The organism is Streptomyces sp. NPDC059851, from assembly GCF_042732005.1.
Classification (GTDB): Bacteria; Actinomycetota; Actinomycetes; order Streptomycetales; family Streptomycetaceae; genus Streptomyces.
The window spans coordinates 17,224-33,914 of record NZ_JBHWJJ010000008.1; the positions used below are offsets into that span (position 1 = coordinate 17,224).

Consider the following 16,691-nt stretch of genomic DNA (forward strand, 5'->3'; position numbering starts at 1 on the left):
CCCTCGCGGACCCACTAGACCGGAGTCAGAACCGGACTGGGCCGTTCAGGACGCTGCGGCGGCCGCGCAGTCGGCGCAGGTGCCGAAGATCTCCACCGTGTGGGCGACGTTCACGAAGCCGTGCTCGGCCGCGATGGACTCCGCCCACTTCTCCACGGCCGGGCCCTCGACCTCCACGGCCTTGCCGCAGCCGCGGCAGACCAGGTGATGGTGGTGGTCGCCGGTGGAGCAGCGCCGGTAGACGGACTCGCCGTCGCTGGTCCGCAGCACGTCGACCTCACCGGCGTCGGCGAGGGACTGGAGGGTCCGGTAGACCGTGGTCAGGCCCACGGAGTCGCCGCGGTGCTTGAGCATGTCGTGCAGCTCCTGGGCGCTGCGGAACTCGTCCACCTCGTCCAGTGCTGCCGCGACGGCTGCCCGCTGCCGGGTGGATCGTCCTCGTACTGGCGCGGTATTCGTCTCGCCAGGCGCAGTCGCCACCGGTTCCTCCTCGTGTCGGCCTCGCGCCCATTGTGCCAGGCTGCGATCCGTCCCCCGCCGTCCTAGACCTTTACGTCGTCCCGGGAGCAGACCGCCTCGGCGGCGCGGGCGGCGTTCGCCCGGCGCCGGGCCAGCGGCGCGGACAGCGCGGTCATCACCATGAAGACGCCGATGGCGAGCAGCACGATGGTGCCGCCGGAAGGGGCGTCGATGTAGTACGTGGTCACCGTCCCGGACAGCGAAACGAGCACGCCGATGGCCATGGCCGTCGCCAGGGTGGCGGTGAACCCGCGGGTGACGCGCTGGGCGGCTGCGACGGGGATCACCATCATCGCGCTGACCAGCAGCAGGCCGACGATCCGCATGGCCACGGTGACGGTGACGGCGGCGGTGACCGCGATCAGCAGGTTCAGCAGGCGCACCGGCAGGCCGGTGACCCGGGCGAACTCCTCGTCCTGGCAGACGGCGAACAGCTGGCGGCGCAGACCCAGGGTCACGGCGACCACGAAGGCCGCGAGGACCACCACGGCGGTGACGTCCTCGGCCGAGACGGTGGTGATGGAGCCGAAGAGGTAACTGGTCAGGTTGGCGGTGGAGCCGCCCGGAGCCAGGTTGATGATCATGACACCGCCGGCCAGGCCGCCGTAGAAGAGCATGGCGAGCGCGATGTCGCCGCTGGTCCTGCCGCGGGAGCGGATGAGCTCCATGCCGACCGCGCCGACGATCGCGACGAGGGTCGCGATCCACACCGGGCTGGCGTTCAGCAGGAAGCCGAGCGCGACACCGGTCATGGCCACGTGCCCGATGCCGTCCCCCATGACGGCCTGGCGGCGCTGGACGAGGTACGTGCCGATGGCGGGCGCGGTGAGGCCGACCAGCACGGCCGCGATCAGGGCCCGCTGCATGAAGGCGTAGGTGAGGAGGTCCATCAGCTCAGCAGTCCCGTCCGCAGGGGCTCGGCGTCGTGCGCCGCGTGGGGGTGTACGTGGTCGTGGCCGGGCAGGGCGTGCTGGCCCACGGCTTCGGGGGGCGGCCCGTCGTGGACGACGCAGCCGTCGCGCAGGACGACGGCGCGGTCGATCAGCGGCTCCAGCGGGCCCAGCTCGTGCAGGACGAGCAGGACGGACGAGCCGGCCGCGACCTGCTCGCGCAGGGCGGTGGCGAGGACCTCCTGGTTGGCGAGGTCGACGCCGGCCATCGGCTCGTCCATGATCAACAATTCGGGTTCGCCGGCGAGCGCCCGGGCGATGAGCACGCGCTGGTGCTGGCCGCCGGAGAGGGCGTTCACGGATGCGTGCCCGTGCGCGTCCATGCCGACCAGGGCCAGGGCCCGCTCGACGGCGGCCTTGTCGGCCTTGCGCAGGAGGCCGAAGCGGGAGCGGGCCAGGCGGCCGGCGGAGACGACCTCGCGGACGGTGGCGGGGACACCGCTGGCGGCGGTCGTGCGCTGCGGGACGTAGCCGATGCGCGACCAGTCCCGGAAGCGCTTGAACTCGGTGCCGAACAGCCACAGCTCACCGCCCGACAGGGGCACCTGGCCGACGACGGCGCGCACGGCCGTGGACTTGCCGGATCCGTTGGCGCCGAGCAGGGCGACGACCTCGCCGCGCCGGACGGTGAGGTCGACCCCGCGCAGCACGGGGCGCGAGCCGAGCGAGGCGACGGCCCCGCGCAGGGATATGACGGGCTGCTCTGCTGCCTCGGCGGGCTGGGACTCCATGGCACGCGCCTCCGTTACTGCCACTACTTGCTCCCGAGCGCCTTCTGCAGGTTCTTGAGGTTGGACCGCATGACCTCGAAGTAGTCAGCGCCCTGGGAGGTGTCGGTGATTCCCTCGAGCGGGTCGAGGACGTCGGTCTTCAGGCCCGTGTCGGCGGCGAGGCTCTTGGCCGTCTTGTCGCTGGCCAGGGTCTCGAAGAACACGGTGGAGACATTCTCCTTCTTCGCGAGCTCCTGGAGCTCCTTCATCCGGGCGGGGCTCGGCTCGGACTCCGGGTCGACGCCGGAGATGCCCTCCTGGTCGAGGCCGTAGCGCTCGGCGAGGTAGCCGAAGGCGGCATGGGTGGTGATGAAGGTCTTGGACCCGGTGTTCTTCAGGCCGTCCTTGAACTCCGTGTCGAGGGCGGTCAGTTTGCCGACGAGCTCGTCGGTGTTCTTCTTGTAGTCCGCCGCGTGACCGGGGTCGGCCTTCTCCAGGGCTGCCCCGACGCCCTTGGCGACCTCGGCGTACTTCGTCGGGTCGAGCCAGATGTGCGGGTCGCCGCCGGCCTCGCCCTTGCCGTGGTCGTGGCCGTGCTCGTCCGCGTGGCCGTGCTCGTCCGCGTGGCCGTGCTCGTCGGTGTGGCCCTGCTCGCCCTCGGGGGCGTGGCCGTGGTCGTGGCCGGCGGAGCCGTGGGCCTCCAGCGTCGTGAGGGAGGCGGCGTCGACGACGTTCTTCACGCCGGACTGGGCGACGGCCTTGTCGACGGCGGGCTGGAGGCCCTTGAGGTAGAGGACCACGTCGGACTCGCCGAGCTGGCCGGTCTGCTTCGGGGTGATCTCCAGGTCGTGCGGCTCGACGCCCGGCTTGGTCAGGGAGGTGACGGTCACGTGGTCCTTGCCGATCTGTTCGGCGAGGAACTGCATCGGGTAGAACGACGCCGTCACGGCGAGCTTGCCGTCCTCGCCGCCGCCCGAGGCGGCCGCTCCGGAACAGGCGGTGAGGGCCGTGGCGCCGAGGGCGACGGCTCCGGCGAGGGCGGCGGTGGGTATGAGGCGGCGTACGTTCATGACATCCATTTTCATCAGGAATGGAAACCGTTGTCAAAAACCCAGGTGGTCGGGGGGCGGGCGGACCGTCAAAGGGGATACCGATTTGAAAGGGAGGGTGCGGGCGCCGCTACTCTGAGGCATTCGCGTTCGTCCTCGTCATGAAGAGAGCACCGTGGCCGCCGACAAGATCGAAACCATCGTCAGCCTGAGCAAGCGCCGTGGCTTCGTTTACCCGTGCAGTGAGATCTACGGTGGCTCCAGGGCTGCCTGGGACTACGGTCCGCTTGGTGTTGAGCTCAAGGAGAACATCAAGCGCCAGTGGTGGAAGGCGATGGTCACCGGCCGTGAGGACATCGTCGGCATCGACTCCTCCGTGATCCTGGCCCCCGAGGTCTGGGTGGCCTCGGGCCACGTCGCCACCTTCTCGGACCCGCTGACCGAGTGCACCTCCTGCCACAAGCGTCACCGCGCCGACCACCTGGAAGAGGCGTACGAGGCCAAGCACGGCCGCCTCCCCGAGAACGGCCTTGCCGACATCAACTGCCCCAACTGTGGTGTGAAGGGCCAGTTCACCGAGCCGAAGCAGTTCTCCGGCATGCTGGAGACCCACCTCGGCCCGACCCAGGACACCGGCTCCAAGGCGTACCTGCGCCCCGAGACCGCCCAGGGCATCTTCACCAACTTCGCCCTCGTCCAGACCTCCTCGCGCAAGAAGCCGCCGTTCGGCATCGCGCAGATGGGCAAGTCCTTCCGCAACGAGATCACGCCCGGCAACTTCATCTTCCGCACCCGCGAGTTCGAGCAGATGGAGATGGAGTTCTTCGTCAAGCCGGGCGAGGACGACCAGTGGCAGGAGTACTGGATGCAGGAGCGGTGGAACTGGTACCGCGACCTGGGCATCCGTGAGGAGAACATCCGCTGGTACGACCACCCGAAGGAGAAGCTCTCCCACTACTCGAAGCGCACCGCCGACATCGAGTACCGCTTCAACTTCGGCGGCAGCGAGTTCTCCGAGCTGGAGGGCATCGCCAACCGCACCGACTACGACCTCAAGGCCCACTCCGCGGCCTCCGGTCAGGACCTCACCTTCTTCGACCAGGAGGCCGGTGAGCGCTACACCCCGTACGTCATCGAGCCGGCGGCCGGCGTCAACCGCGCCATGCTCGCCTTCATGCTCGACGCGTACAACGAGGACGAGGCCCCGAACGCCAAGGGCGTCATGGAGAAGCGCACCGTGATGCGCCTCGACCCGCGCCTGGCCCCGATCAAGGTCGCCGTCCTGCCGCTGTCCCGCAACCCGCAGCTGTCGCCGAAGGCCAAGGGCCTCGCCGCCGACCTGCGCAAGCACTGGAACATCGAGTTCGACGACGCGGGCGCCATCGGCCGCCGCTACCGCCGCCAGGACGAGATCGGTACGCCGTTCTGCGTGACCGTCGACTTCGACACCCTGGACGACAACGCGGTGACCGTGCGCGAGCGCGACACCATGAAGCAGGAGCGGGTCTCCCTGGACCAGATCCAGGCTTACCTCGGCAGCCGCCTGCTCGGCTGCTAGGTTCCGCCGGAACGGCCGGTGGCCCGGTGCGCGTGCTGCGCACCGGGCCACCGTCGTTCCCGGCCGGGTCAGCCCGCGGACGCCCGGGTGGCGGCCGCGGCCGCGGCGCGGCGCTCGCCCTGGGCCTTCGAGCGCTTGCCGTAGAGGGCGGTCCACAGCGCCAGCGCGCCGAGCACCCCGTAGATCAGGATCGGGCTGAGGACGACCATGGTGTCGGTGCTCAGGACGTACGCCAGGGCGATGCGCACGCCCGCCTCCGCGAGGTACGCCACGCCCCACACCGTCGTCATCACGTTCATCGTGCGGCGAAAGCCCTCGAACTGCCACAGGCCGTTCCACCAGGCGGTGCTCTCACGGGTGCCGTCGGTGGCGAACTTGCGGCCGAAGTAGAACATCAGCGGCCGCGGCGCGAGCAGCGTGGCGAGGCAGAGCAGACCGAACAGGCCGGTCACGCAGGAGTCCTTGACCATCAGGGCTCGGGCCGAGTGCGCCCCGACCAGCGAGACGACGGCCGTGATCGCCATGAACACCAGGGTGACGATGGCGAACTCGTCGAGCTTCCGGCGCCAGGCCACGTGGATGGCGCTGTCCAGGACGGGCCAGGCGCCGCTGGCCAGTAGCGCCGCGAACTCGCTCCAGCCGTGGTCGCGCAGCTGGTGGTACGTGATGATCGGCGCCACGACGTTGAGGCCGATCGTCACGATCCAGCCGAGCGCGGCTGCGCCCCCGGACCGGGCCGGAGGCTCCGGTCGTGTCACCTGAGATGTGTCGGCGGACAAGGTTCCCCCTGCAACTGCTTGATGATGTGCGGTAGGGGAACCGTAAAACTTGACGGGGTGTGAGCGAGTGCGGGCCGCTCAAAATGATCATCAAATCGTCCGGAGTGGCCGGTTGGGGCTGAGGCGCCCGAGGTGGGTAGGGGCCGCGTCAGGCGCGCAGGCCCCGGATCACGAGGCGGGTGACCGCCTCGAACTCCTCGGTGATCGTGGGCGAGTTCCACTCGGCCGCGTACTGGGGGTCGTGGAAGCGCCCGGTGGCGTCGAACACCGCGCGGGCGGCGGCCGGGACGTCGGCGGCGGCGAGCGTGCCTGCCTCGACCCCTTCGGCGATGATCCGGCCCAGTTGTGCGATCAACTGGCTCAGGTGGTGGTCGACCACCCCGCTGTTCTCGGCGAGCAGCACCGTGTACGTCGCGAACAGCTCGGGATCGTCACCCGCCTTGTGGCGCTTGGCGTCGAACAGGGCCTCCAGCCATGCCTCCAGCTTGGAAGGGGCGCTCTCGCCGGAAGCGGAGGTGATCCCCTCCAGGCGGTCGACGCTCTTCGCGAGCCAGCGGTCGGTGACGGCCTCCCGTAGCGCCGCCTTCGACGGGAAGTGCCGGTAGACACTTCCGTGGCTGACGCCCAGGGCCCGCGCCACGTCCACCACCGTCGCCTTGGTAGGGCCGTAGCGGCGCAGCACCTCCTCGGTGGTTTCGAGGATGCGCTCGGGGGTCAGGGGCTCGGCGGCAGCGGGTGACATGGGTACGACCGTACAGCCGCCTCAGCGCTCGCTGTCGAGGTGGGCCATCTGGGCCACCGGATAGCGCTCGCCGGCGGCGGCTCCGACCGGGACCGCGTCTTCAATGGCTGTGAGGTCGGCCGGTGTCAGCTCAACGTCCATGGCACCGAGTGCCTCGGCGAGGCGGTCCCGGCGGCGGGCACCCACGAGCGGAACGATGTCCTCACCGCGCGAGAGAACCCAGGCGATGGCGGCCTGGGCCACGCTGATGCCCCTACCGTCGGCGACCTTGCGCAGTGTCTCGACCAGGTCGAGATTGCGCTGGAGGTTCGTGCCCTGGAAGCGGGGACTCATACCGCGGAAGTCCCCCGGAGCCAGCTCGCGGTCGCGCGGGAAGTGGCCGCTGATCAGGCCACGGGAGAGGACCCCGTACGCGGTGATGCCTATGCCGAGCTCGCGGGCGGTCGGCAGGATCTCCTGCTCGATGCCGCGGGAGACCAGTGAGTACTCGATCTGGAGGTCCGCGATGGGCGCCACGGCCGCAGCCCGGCGCAGGGTTTGCGCACCGACCTCGGACAGGCCGATGTGCCGCACGTGCCCCGCCTCGACCGCTTCGGCGATGGCGCCCACCGTCTCCTCGATCGGCACGTCCGGGTCCACGCGGGCGATCCGGTAGATGTCGATGTGGTCCCGGCCCAGCCGCTGGAGCGAGTAGGCCAAGAAGTTCCTCACCGCCTCCGGGCGGCCGTCGTAACCGGTGAATCCGCCCTCGACCGTGCGCAGCGCGCCGAACTTCACGCTGGTCAGCGCCTGCTCGCGGGCGGCGGCCGGCGCGGTGCGCAGGGCCTCGTTGATGAGCAGCTCGTTGTGGCCCATTCCGTAGAAGTCGCCGGTGTCGAGCAGCGTCACGCCGGCGTCCAGCGCCGCATGGATGGTCGCGATCGACTCGTCCCGGTCGGCCTCGCCGTAGAGCGCGGACATCCCCATGCAGCCGAGGCCGAGCGGGAAGACGGCGGGGCCGGTGGCGCCGAGGGTGCGGAGGCGGTGGGGGGAGGTCTGAGTGGTGCTCTGGTTCGTGTCCATGGAACGAGAATGGCATGACGGGTGACAGATTTCAATATCTGTCACCCGTTGGTGTTGGGGGGTGGGCGGGCGAGGGCGTCCACGAGGGGGAACGGGAGGGTGTGTCGATGGTGGGCGCTGTGGCTATGCCGCCGCCCGCTCCAGCCTGCGGGCCGTGCGCCGGGCCGTCGCCATGGCCCAGCGGCCGCTGGTCGCGGCTCCCACGACCAGCACGAGCAGGCCGAAGGCGGTGATGATCCACCAAGCCGGTCCGGCTGCCGAGGCGAACCGCGCGGGGTCCGTCAGGCCACCGGTGCCGCCGTTGCCGCCCGCGCCCCCGGACGCCAGGACGGCGCCGATCACGGCGACGCCCAGCGCGGCGCCGGTCTGCCGGCCCGTCGAGGCGACCGCGGCCGCGACGCCCGCCTGCGCCCGCGGCATCCCGGAGACGGCCGTGTTCGTCACGGGCGCGTTGACCAGGCCGAAGCCGAGCCCGAACAGGGCGTACCCGGTGAACATCAGCGGGTACGAGGCGGCCGCCGGGAACGCCGCGAACAGCAGCCCGCTGGCGGCCATCGCGGCCCCGGCCAGCAGGAGCGGGAGCCGCGGCCCGCGGGAGGCGACCAGCAGGCCGGACAGGGGCGAGCACACCAGGGCCGGCGCGGCCACGGGGAGCATGAACAGCCCGGCGTGGAGCGCGTCCAGCCCCCGCACGTCCTGGAGGTAGAGGGTGTTCAGGAACAGGAACCCGGACAGTGCGGCGAACGCGCTGACCGCGATCACCGTGGCCCCGCTGAAGGGGGCGCTGCGGAAGAACCGCGGGTCGATCAGCGGCTCGGGCCGCCGGCGCTCGTACAGCAGGAGCCCCACCAGCGAGGCTGCGGCGAGGAGGAAGCAGCCGACGATGACCGGGGAGCCCCAGCCCGCGGACGGCGCTTCGATGATCCCGTACGTGACCGATCCGAGCAGGGCGATGACCAGCAGCTGGCCGACCGGGTCCGGGCGGCGTGGCCGGTCCGCCCGCGACTCCGGCACGTAGCGCAGGGTCAGGGCGAGGGCCAGCAGCCCGACCGGGAGGTTGACCCAAAAGACCGACCGCCAGCCGACGGTGTCCACGAGCAGCCCGCCCACCGGGGGCCCGGCCGCCATGGACAGGCCGGCCACCGCGCCCCAGACGCCGATCGCGCGGGCCCGTTCGCGTGCGTCGGTGAAGGTGTTGGTGATGATCGACATGGCGACGGGGTTCAACATCGAGCCGCCCGCGGCCTGCACCATCCGGAAGGGGACGAGCCAGTGCAACCCCGGGGCGAGCGAGCACAGCAGCGATCCGGCCGTGAAGAGGACCAGACCCGCGGCGAACACCCGGCGGCGCCCGATCCGGTCCGCGGTGGAGCCGGCCAGGATCAGCAGGGAGGCCAGGACCACGGCGTAGGCGTCGATCGTCCACTGCAGGCCGGCGACCGAGGCGTCCAGCTCGCGGCGCATCGAGGGCAGCGCGACGTTCAGGACGGTGCTGTCGAGGCTGACCATGAGCAGGCTCATGCAGCAGATCGCCAGCACCAGAATCCTCCGGCGGCGGCTCGGCTCCTGCACGCTTCCGATAGTACGCCTAACTAAAGAGATGTGTGCCGAGGGGCCGCTGGGCGACAATGGGGGGATGACCACGCTCCCCGCGCCCCTCGCGATCGGCCCGCACACCGTGCAGCCCCCGGTGGTGCTCGCGCCCATGGCCGGCATCACCAACGCCCCGTTCCGCACCCTCTGCCGCGAGTTCAGCGGCGGCAAGGGGCTGTTCGTGAGCGAGATGATCACGACTCGCGCGCTGGTCGAGCGCAACGAGAAGACCATGCAGCTGATCCACTTCGACGAGACCGAGAAGCCCCGCTCGATCCAGCTGTACGGGGTCGACCCCGCGACGGTCGGCAAGGCGGTCCGCATGATCGTCGAGGAGGACCGCGCCGACCACATCGACCTCAACTTCGGCTGCCCGGTCCCCAAGGTGACCCGCAAGGGCGGCGGCTCCGCCCTCCCCTACAAGCGGAACCTGCTGCGCGCCATCCTCCGCGAGGCCGTCGCTGGCGCCGGCGACCTGCCGGTGACCATGAAGATGCGCAAGGGCATCGACGACGACCACCTCACGTACCTGGACGCCGGCCGGATCGCGGTGGAGGAGGGCGTCACCGCCATCGCCCTGCACGGACGCACCACCGCCCAGCACTACGGCGGCACCGCGGACTGGGAGGCCATCGCCCGGCTGAAGGAGCACGTCCCGGAGATCCCCGTGCTGGGCAACGGCGACATCTGGTGCGCCGAGGACGCGCTGCGCATGGTCCGCGAGACGGGCTGCGACGGCGTCGTGGTGGGCCGCGGCTGCCTGGGGCGCCCGTGGCTGTTCAACGACCTCGTGGCGGCCTTCGAGGGGCGCCCGGAAGACTTCCACCGCCCCACGCTGCGCGAGGTCGCGGCGACCATGCACCGGCACGCCGAGCTGCTGGGGGAGTGGATCGGCGACGAGGCGCGCGGGGTGATCGACTTCCGTAAGCACGTGGCCTGGTACCTGAAGGGCTTCTCGGTGGGTTCCGAGATGCGCAAGAAGCTGGCGGTCACCTCCTCCCTGGCCGAGCTCGACGCTCATCTGAGCGAGCTGGACCTGGACCAGCCCTGGCCCGAGAGCGCGGACGGCCCCCGCGGCCGGACGTCCGGAAACAACCGGGTTGTCCTCCCGGAGGGCTGGTTGAAGGATCCGTACGACTGCGCCGGAGTGAGCGAGGACGCCGAACTGGACACGTCCGGGGGCTGAGAATCAGCTGACAAATTATGCCGTCGGCGGCGTGACATACGCCACGCATGGGTGGGGTTGCGCTCACATGAGCGCGAGAATCACGGCTAAGACTTCCAAAGGGTGGCACTGGGTGCCACCCTTTGTTTGTTCAACTCTTGAACGCAAATGTATCGATGATCGCTCATTCGAGCGAAGTCAAGCCGGAGTGGGCGTGTCACCCTTCGGGAGGTGAACGGTCTTCGTAGGTTTGGGCTACCCGTGGGTTACTTTCGATCCGGGGGCGCACGAGTGGTTACGGCCGTATGACGGCCAAGTGGACGTACCCAGAAGCCTTCGATCTGGGTATGTTCCTCGCCGTCAGGGCAGCCACCGAGTCCTCGAGGAGTCGAGACCCGTGTCGGAAAACAAGAACCAGAAGTTCGTCTACGACTTCACCGAGGGGAACCGCGACCTCAAGGACCTTCTCGGCGGCAAGGGAGCCAACCTCGCCGAGATGACCAACCTGGGTCTGCCGGTCCCTCCCGGCTTCACCATCACCACCGAGGCCTGCAAGGTCTACCTGGAGAGCGGTGAGGCCCCGGCCGAGCTGCGCGACGAGGTCAGCGCGCACCTCGCCGCCCTCGAAGCGAAGATGGGCAAGAAGCTCGGACAGTCGGACGACCCGCTCCTGGTCTCCGTCCGCTCCGGCGCCAAGTTCTCCATGCCCGGCATGATGGACACCGTCCTCAACATCGGCCTCTCCGACGCCTCCGTGGTCGGCCTCGCCGCCCAGGCCGACAACGAGCGCTTCGCGTGGGACTCGTACCGCCGCCTCATCCAGATGTTCGGCAAGACCGTCCTCGGCGTCGAGGGCGAGCTCTTCGAGGACGCCCTCGACGCGGCGAAGGAAGCCAAGAAGGTCACCGTCGACACCGACCTCGACGCCGCCGACCTGAAGAAGCTGGTCAAGGTCTTCAAGAAGATCGTCGCGAAGGAGGCCGGCCGCGAGTTCCCGCAGGACGCCCGCGAGCAGCTCGACCTCGCCGTCGAGGCGGTCTTCAACTCCTGGAACACCGACCGCGCCAAGCTCTACCGCCGCCAGGAGCGCATCCCCGGCGACCTGGGCACCGCGGTCAACGTCTGCTCGATGGTCTTCGGCAACCTCGGCCCCGACTCCGGCACCGGCGTCGCCTTCACCCGCGACCCCGCCAGCGGCCACCAGGGCGTCTACGGCGACTACCTGCAGAACGCGCAGGGCGAGGACGTCGTCGCCGGCATCCGCAACACGGTGCCCCTCTCCGACCTGGAGCAGCTGGACAAGAAGTCCTACGACCAGCTGATGCAGATCATGGAGACGCTGGAGACCCACTACAAGGACCTCTGCGACATCGAGTTCACGATCGAGCGCGGCCAGCTGTGGATGCTCCAGACCCGGGTCGGCAAGCGCACGGCCGGCGCCGCGTTCCGCATCGCCACCCAGCTCGTCGACCAGGGCCTGATCGACGAGGCCGAGGCCCTCCAGCGGGTCACCGGCCACCAGCTCGCACAGCTGATGTTCCCGCGCTTCGACGAGGACGCGAAGACCGAGCTGCTCGGCCGCGGCATCGCCGCCTCCCCGGGCGCGGCGGTCGGCAAGGCCGTCTTCGACTCGTACACGGCCGTCAAGTGGTCCCGCTCCGGCGAGAAGGTCATCCTCATCCGCCGCGAGACCAACCCCGACGACCTCGACGGCATGATCGCCTCCGAGGGCATCCTGACCTCCCGCGGCGGCAAGACCTCGCACGCCGCCGTCGTCGCCCGCGGCATGGGCAAGACCTGCGTCTGCGGCGCCGAGGAGCTCGACGTCGACACCAAGCGCCGCCGCATGACGGTCGGCGACCGGGTCATCGAGGAGGGCGACGTCGTCTCCATCGACGGCTCCACCGGCAAGGTGTACCTGGGCGAGGTGCCCGTCGTACCGTCCCCGGTCGTCGAGTACTTCGAGGGCCGTATGCACGCCGGCGCCGACGACGCCGACGAACTGGTCCAGGCCGTCCACCGGATCATGGCCTACGCGGACCGCGTCCGCCGGCTGCGGGTGCGCGCCAACGCCGACAACGCCGAGGACGCGCTGCGCGCCCGCCGGTTCGGCGCCCAGGGCATCGGCCTGTGCCGCACCGAGCACATGTTCCTCGGTGAGCGCCGCGAGATGGTCGAGCGCCTGATCCTCGCGGACACCGAGAGCGAGCGCGAGGCCGCCCTCGCCGAGCTCCTGCCGCTGCAGAAGAAGGACTTCATCGAGCTGTTCGAGGCGATGGACGGCCTGCCCGTCACCGTCCGCCTGCTCGACCCGCCGCTGCACGAGTTCCTGCCCGACATCACCGAGCTGTCGGTGCGCGTCGCCCTCGCCGAGGCCCGCAAGGACCACAACGAGAACGACCTGCGCCTGCTCCAGGCCGTGCACAAGCTGCACGAGCAGAACCCGATGCTGGGCCTGCGCGGTGTCCGTCTCGGCCTGGTCATCCCCGGCCTGTTCGCCATGCAGGTCCGGGCGATCGCCGAGGCCGCGGCCGTGCGCAAGGACGCCAAGGGCGACCCGCGCGCCGAGATCATGATCCCGCTCGTCGGCACCGTCCAGGAGCTGGAGATCGTCCGCGAGGAGGCCGACGCCATCATCGCCGAGGTGGAGGCCGCCACCGGCGCCAACCTCAAGCTGACCATCGGCACGATGATCGAGCTGCCCCGCGCCGCCCTGACCGCCGGCCAGATCGCCGAGGCCGCGCAGTTCTTCTCCTTCGGTACGAACGACCTGACCCAGACCGTGTGGGGCTTCTCCCGCGACGACGTCGAGGCCAGCTTCTTCACCGCGTACCTGGAGAAGGGCATCTTCGGGGTCTCGCCCTTCGAGACCATCGACAAGGACGGTGTCGGCGCCCTCGTCCGCAGCGCGGTCCAGGCCGGCCGGGCCACCCGCCCCGAGCTCAAGCTCGGCATCTGTGGCGAGCACGGCGGTGACCCCGAGTCCGTCCACTTCTTCCACGAGGTCGGCCTCGACTACGTCTCCTGCTCGCCCTTCCGGATTCCGGTGGCGCGCCTGGAGGCCGGCCGTGCCGCCGCCGAGGCGACGGGCAGCGACAGCCGCTGAACCCCGCCTGAGGCCCGCTGAGGGCCCCTGACAGTCCGCCTGCCCCCGGGTTCCCTGACGCCCGAGGGCAGGCGGACAATTCTTTGTGGTTCAACAAATCTTTACGCCAGCAGGCGGTGGACGGATCCCCACCCGTCCACCGCCTGCTGTCAATCCGCCAGGCACGTCGGCGCATCCCGGTGCGACCGACCGCCAGGCCCCGCAAAGCCCCCCACGGCCTTCACGGAGCGTTTCGGTCGCACTGGAGTGTCCCTGGCGGAGTACAGCATTTCGGTTGTCACGCCCCCGCCGAAAGGGGTTTCAACTGTGGCCGAAAGGGCGTGGTGACGTCGTGTGACGGCGTGCATACTCATGGGGCGGGGGGATTGCGGTTGCACAGGTGGGGGTTCGGTGCTGCGTATCCATTTCACTGGAGTGGACCTGGCACGCGTGCGGATGGCAGGGCGTCCCGATGCGTTGTGGGAAACGATTCTGAGTTTTCACCGCTTAAGAGACCGGCGTGATGCCCGGCTCTTCGGTGAATGGCGTACGGAAGCCCGCAGTAGGTTGAATGGTGAAACACGCTTGCTCGGCGCGCTCATACCGAGTCGTGGCTATTTCCCCGATTTCCTGACCCCTGTGGAGGGGCAGTACGGGTGGGACGTGGGCCTCGACGCGCTGCGCGGGCTGCACCCGGAGCGGATCCGGCGGGAGCTGGCCCTGCTCGGGACGGGAGCGCGGGTGGGTGCCGCGTTCGGCATGCCCGCAGGCACGGGCGGCGGTGCCGAAACGGCGGTGCCGCGGCGGCTGCGGGAGTTCATGGACGGCGGCACGAAGCACCTGCCGAGACTCCTGGCCGAGCTGCGCGGGTACCACCGGGCGGCCGTGGCCCCGTACTGGAACCACATCCAGGCGCAGATCGAGGCCGAGCGGGCCGCGCGCGGCCGGGCCCTGCTGGACGGGGGCGCGGACGAGCTGCTGGCCTCGCTGCCGCCCATGTTGCGTTGGCGCGCCCCGGTCCTGGAGTGCGACTACCCCGTGGACCGCGACGTGTGGCTGCGTGGGCGGGGGCTGCTGCTCCAGCCGTCGTTCTTCTGCCGGCGCACCGCCGTGACGCTGCACGACCCGGAGCTGCCGCCGGTGCTGGTCTACCCGGCCGCGGCGCAGCTGGCCTCGGCGCCCACCGGAAGCGAATCGATTCGCCCCCTGGAGGAACAGCGCCAGCGCACTTTGGGCAAGCTCGTCGGGCACACCCGCTCGGTGGTGCTGCGGGCCATCGGCGACGGGGCCACCACCAGCGAGCTCGCCCGCCGGGCCGGGGTCTCGCTGGCCTCCGCCAGCCAGCACGCCTGCGTGATGCGCGAGGCCGGGCTGGTGACCACCCTGCGCCGGGGGAACGCCGTCCTGCACACGGTGACGCCGCTGGGGGCCGCGCTCCTCAAGGGCGGCGCGGTGGCCTCATAGTCGTACGCCGGAGCCCCGTACCCGGGTCGGCACGGCCCGGGTACGGCGGGTGCGGCGGCCGGTACGGGAGCGGGGCGGCCCGGTGCGGTTCCCGTTCGAAGCCGCGTCGGGGCTGTCGTGCGCACCGATATCCGGTCTTCCGCGTTCGGAATCCGGCACGAGATCCGTCCTCCAGCGGCGATTTCAAGCCACTCGGGCGCCCGTTCGAGCGGGCCCCGTACGCGGCCGCGGCCACCCGCGGCGCGAGCTTTGCGTGACCGGGCGCCCGAGCGATGTGACGCATCCCGGACGGATCCGGGACTTCGGGCCCTGGTCGGCCCCCGCGTCGGCGAGGATGCTGGAGCCATGGACCCCTCCGCTGCCGAGCACGACATCCGGGGCCGCGCCGACCTGGAGGTCGTGCTGCGGCGCTTCTACACGGCTGCCTTCGCCGACGGGCGGATCGGCCCGTTCTTCACGGAGATCGCCGGCACGGACCTCGGCGCCCACCTGCCCCGGATCACCGACTTCTGGGAGCGGGCCCTGTTCCGCAGCGCCTCCTACGACCGTGACCCCTTCGCCCCGCACGCCGCGCTGCACGCGGCGCGGGCCATGACCGCCGAGGACTTCGGCCGCTGGGTCCAGCTCTGGCGCGCCGCCGTGGACGGGCTGTACCGGGGGCCCGTGGCGGAGGGGGCCAAGGCGATGGGCGAGCGGATCGCCCTGGCCCTGCACCGGCGGCTGGCCGGAGCGGAGGCCCCGCCGCACCGCGAGGGCGGCACGGGCTTCGTCCCGCTGGCCGCGCTGCGGCTCCGCTCGGCCGCCTGACGGGGCGGCTCCGCCCCGCGGGGACCGGAGTAAGCCGGGCCGGGCATCGCAGTGACCCCGGGGCCCTGCCCCGTGCTCCCGTACGCCGGGGACCGCCTGGAGGGACCACGCCCCCGGCGGGGTAGTCACGCGGCAGCGAGGCCCGCTGCCCGCCCCTGCCGCCGTGGAGTGCCCCATGCGTCGTGGTCCCCTGTGCTCCCGCACTCCCGCGGCCGGCCCTGCCGCCCCGGCCCCGGTCCCGGTCCGTGTCCGGGTCCGTGTCCCGGTCCCGGTCCGCGTCCGCGCCCCCGCCTTCGCTCCGGTCCTCGTGCTCGTGCTCGCCCTGGCCATCGCGTTCGCCGGGGCGGCGGCCTTCGCGGGGCCCGCCCGCGCCGACACGGTCACCCCCGAGACCGCCCCCGCCCTCCGCTTCGTCAGCTACAACATCTGCGGCAACGTCTGCGGCGCGGCCCCGTACGACGACCAGCGGCGGATCGACACCGTCGTCGCCCAGGCCGTCGCCAGCACCTGGAACGCCGACCAGGTCTTCCTCCAGGAGGTCTGCCGCCCCCAGTACGACGAGATCCTCCGCCAGCTCGCCCCGCTCGGCTTCCACGGCTCCTACGGCGCCACCCTGGCCGGCAGGCCGTCCGTCTGCGGCGGCGCCGACTACGGCAACGCGGTCCTGGTCAAGGGGCCGGTCACGGACAGCGCGGAGCTCGACCTCACCGTCGGGGGCGAGACCGAGCCCATCACCGTGCCGTGCGTGCGCACCCTGCTCCAGGGCCGGACCACCTGGGCCTGCTCCGTCCACCTGTACTGGGACGACGGCACGCTCGCCGCCCCGGAGGCGGAGGAGCTCGCCTCCCGGGCCGAGGCCTGGGTGGCCCGGGGCTTACCCGTGGTGCTCGGCGGAGACTTCAACCACTCGCCCCGCACCAGCACCCTCACGCCGTTCTACGACCCGGCCGTCGGCGACGACGGGCAGGGCGTCTTCATCGAGGCGGACGAGACGGACACCGAGTTCTTCGACCCCGCGGTCTGCGCGGCGGGGACGGGCCCGCTCTGCCGCTCCGGGGAACCCACCTGGAACGAGAAGAAGATCGACTACGTCTTCTTCTCCGCCTGCCACTTCACGTCCCCCCGGGGCGACTCCCTGCCGCCCGACCCCGCGGTCTCCGACCACCGGATGCTGCGCGGCGCCGCGGCCTGGGCGGAATGCGGCCCCT

At 70.9% G+C, this 16,691-nt stretch carries 13 protein-coding genes and 1 pseudogene; 6 read left to right on the top strand and 8 right to left on the bottom strand.

Annotation, left to right across the window (positions count from 1 at the left end; all coding sequences use genetic code 11):
* Nucleotides 1–45: 45 nt before the first annotated feature.
* The 4 genes from ACFV7Q_RS04005 to ACFV7Q_RS04020 form a co-directional block, all read right to left on the bottom strand.
* Complete coding sequence (locus tag ACFV7Q_RS04005; protein ID WP_385423303.1) at nt 46–480, bottom strand: Fur family transcriptional regulator; 435 nt, start codon at nt 478–480, stop codon at nt 46–48.
* A 62-nt stretch (nt 481–542) separates the two neighbouring features.
* Nucleotides 543–1,409 carry a metal ABC transporter permease gene (locus ACFV7Q_RS04010; RefSeq protein ID WP_385423305.1) on the bottom strand — a complete coding sequence of 289 codons (867 nt, stop codon included), beginning with the start codon at nt 1,407–1,409 and terminating at the stop codon, nt 543–545.
* The gene (locus tag ACFV7Q_RS04015; RefSeq protein WP_385423306.1) at nt 1,409–2,200 is read right to left on the bottom strand and encodes a metal ABC transporter ATP-binding protein; all 792 of its coding nucleotides are present in this window, start codon (nt 2,198–2,200) and stop codon (nt 1,409–1,411) included. The genes ACFV7Q_RS04010 and ACFV7Q_RS04015 overlap by 1 nt, the downstream gene beginning before the upstream one ends.
* A gap of 23 nt (nt 2,201–2,223) precedes the next feature.
* A complete protein-coding gene (locus ACFV7Q_RS04020; protein WP_385423308.1) occupies nt 2,224–3,249 on the bottom strand; it encodes a metal ABC transporter substrate-binding protein in 1,026 nt (341 codons plus the stop codon).
* A 154-nt stretch (nt 3,250–3,403) separates the two neighbouring features.
* Between ACFV7Q_RS04020 and ACFV7Q_RS04025 the strand changes: the two genes are divergently transcribed.
* Nucleotides 3,404–4,786, top strand: a complete 1,383-nt coding sequence (locus ACFV7Q_RS04025) for a glycine--tRNA ligase (RefSeq protein WP_385423310.1) — start codon at nt 3,404–3,406, stop codon at nt 4,784–4,786.
* A gap of 68 nt (nt 4,787–4,854) precedes the next feature.
* Here the strand turns inward: ACFV7Q_RS04025 and ACFV7Q_RS04030 are convergent, their stop codons facing one another.
* From ACFV7Q_RS04030 to ACFV7Q_RS04045, 4 genes are all read right to left on the bottom strand, one after another.
* The gene (locus tag ACFV7Q_RS04030; RefSeq protein ID WP_385423312.1) at nt 4,855–5,544 is read right to left on the bottom strand and encodes a VC0807 family protein; all 690 of its coding nucleotides are present in this window, start codon (nt 5,542–5,544) and stop codon (nt 4,855–4,857) included.
* A 169-nt stretch (nt 5,545–5,713) separates the two neighbouring features.
* On the bottom strand, nt 5,714–6,307 hold the full coding sequence (locus tag ACFV7Q_RS04035) for a TetR/AcrR family transcriptional regulator (RefSeq protein ID WP_385423314.1): 594 nt from the start codon (nt 6,305–6,307) through the stop codon (nt 5,714–5,716).
* Nucleotides 6,308–6,328: 21 nt separating this feature from the next.
* Nucleotides 6,329–7,369 carry an aldo/keto reductase gene (locus ACFV7Q_RS04040; protein ID WP_385423316.1) on the bottom strand — a complete coding sequence of 347 codons (1,041 nt, stop codon included), beginning with the start codon at nt 7,367–7,369 and terminating at the stop codon, nt 6,329–6,331.
* A 123-nt stretch (nt 7,370–7,492) separates the two neighbouring features.
* A complete protein-coding gene (locus ACFV7Q_RS04045; protein ID WP_385423318.1) occupies nt 7,493–8,941 on the bottom strand; it encodes an MFS transporter in 1,449 nt (482 codons plus the stop codon).
* A 64-nt stretch (nt 8,942–9,005) separates the two neighbouring features.
* On the opposite strand from ACFV7Q_RS04045, the gene dusB reads away from it, so the two are divergent.
* From dusB to ACFV7Q_RS04070, 5 genes and pseudogenes are all read left to right on the top strand, one after another.
* On the top strand, nt 9,006–10,148 hold the full coding sequence (gene dusB, locus ACFV7Q_RS04050; RefSeq protein WP_385423320.1) for a tRNA dihydrouridine synthase DusB: 1,143 nt from the start codon (nt 9,006–9,008) through the stop codon (nt 10,146–10,148).
* Between the two features lie 376 nt (nt 10,149–10,524).
* Nucleotides 10,525–13,233, top strand: coding sequence for a pyruvate, phosphate dikinase (gene ppdK / locus ACFV7Q_RS04055; protein WP_385423322.1), 2,709 nt, complete (start codon nt 10,525–10,527; stop codon nt 13,231–13,233).
* Nucleotides 13,234–13,623: 390 nt separating this feature from the next.
* Nucleotides 13,624–14,676, top strand: coding sequence for a helix-turn-helix domain-containing protein (locus ACFV7Q_RS04060; protein WP_385423324.1), 1,053 nt, complete (start codon nt 13,624–13,626; stop codon nt 14,674–14,676).
* Between the two features lie 345 nt (nt 14,677–15,021).
* Entirely contained in the window at nt 15,022–15,483 is a 462-nt protein-coding gene (locus tag ACFV7Q_RS04065; RefSeq protein ID WP_385423326.1) for a group III truncated hemoglobin, read from the top strand.
* A gap of 175 nt (nt 15,484–15,658) precedes the next feature.
* Nucleotides 15,659–16,636: pseudogene (locus ACFV7Q_RS04070) on the top strand (endonuclease/exonuclease/phosphatase family protein); the annotation flags it as partial.
* Between the last annotated feature and the right edge of the window lie 55 nt (nt 16,637–16,691).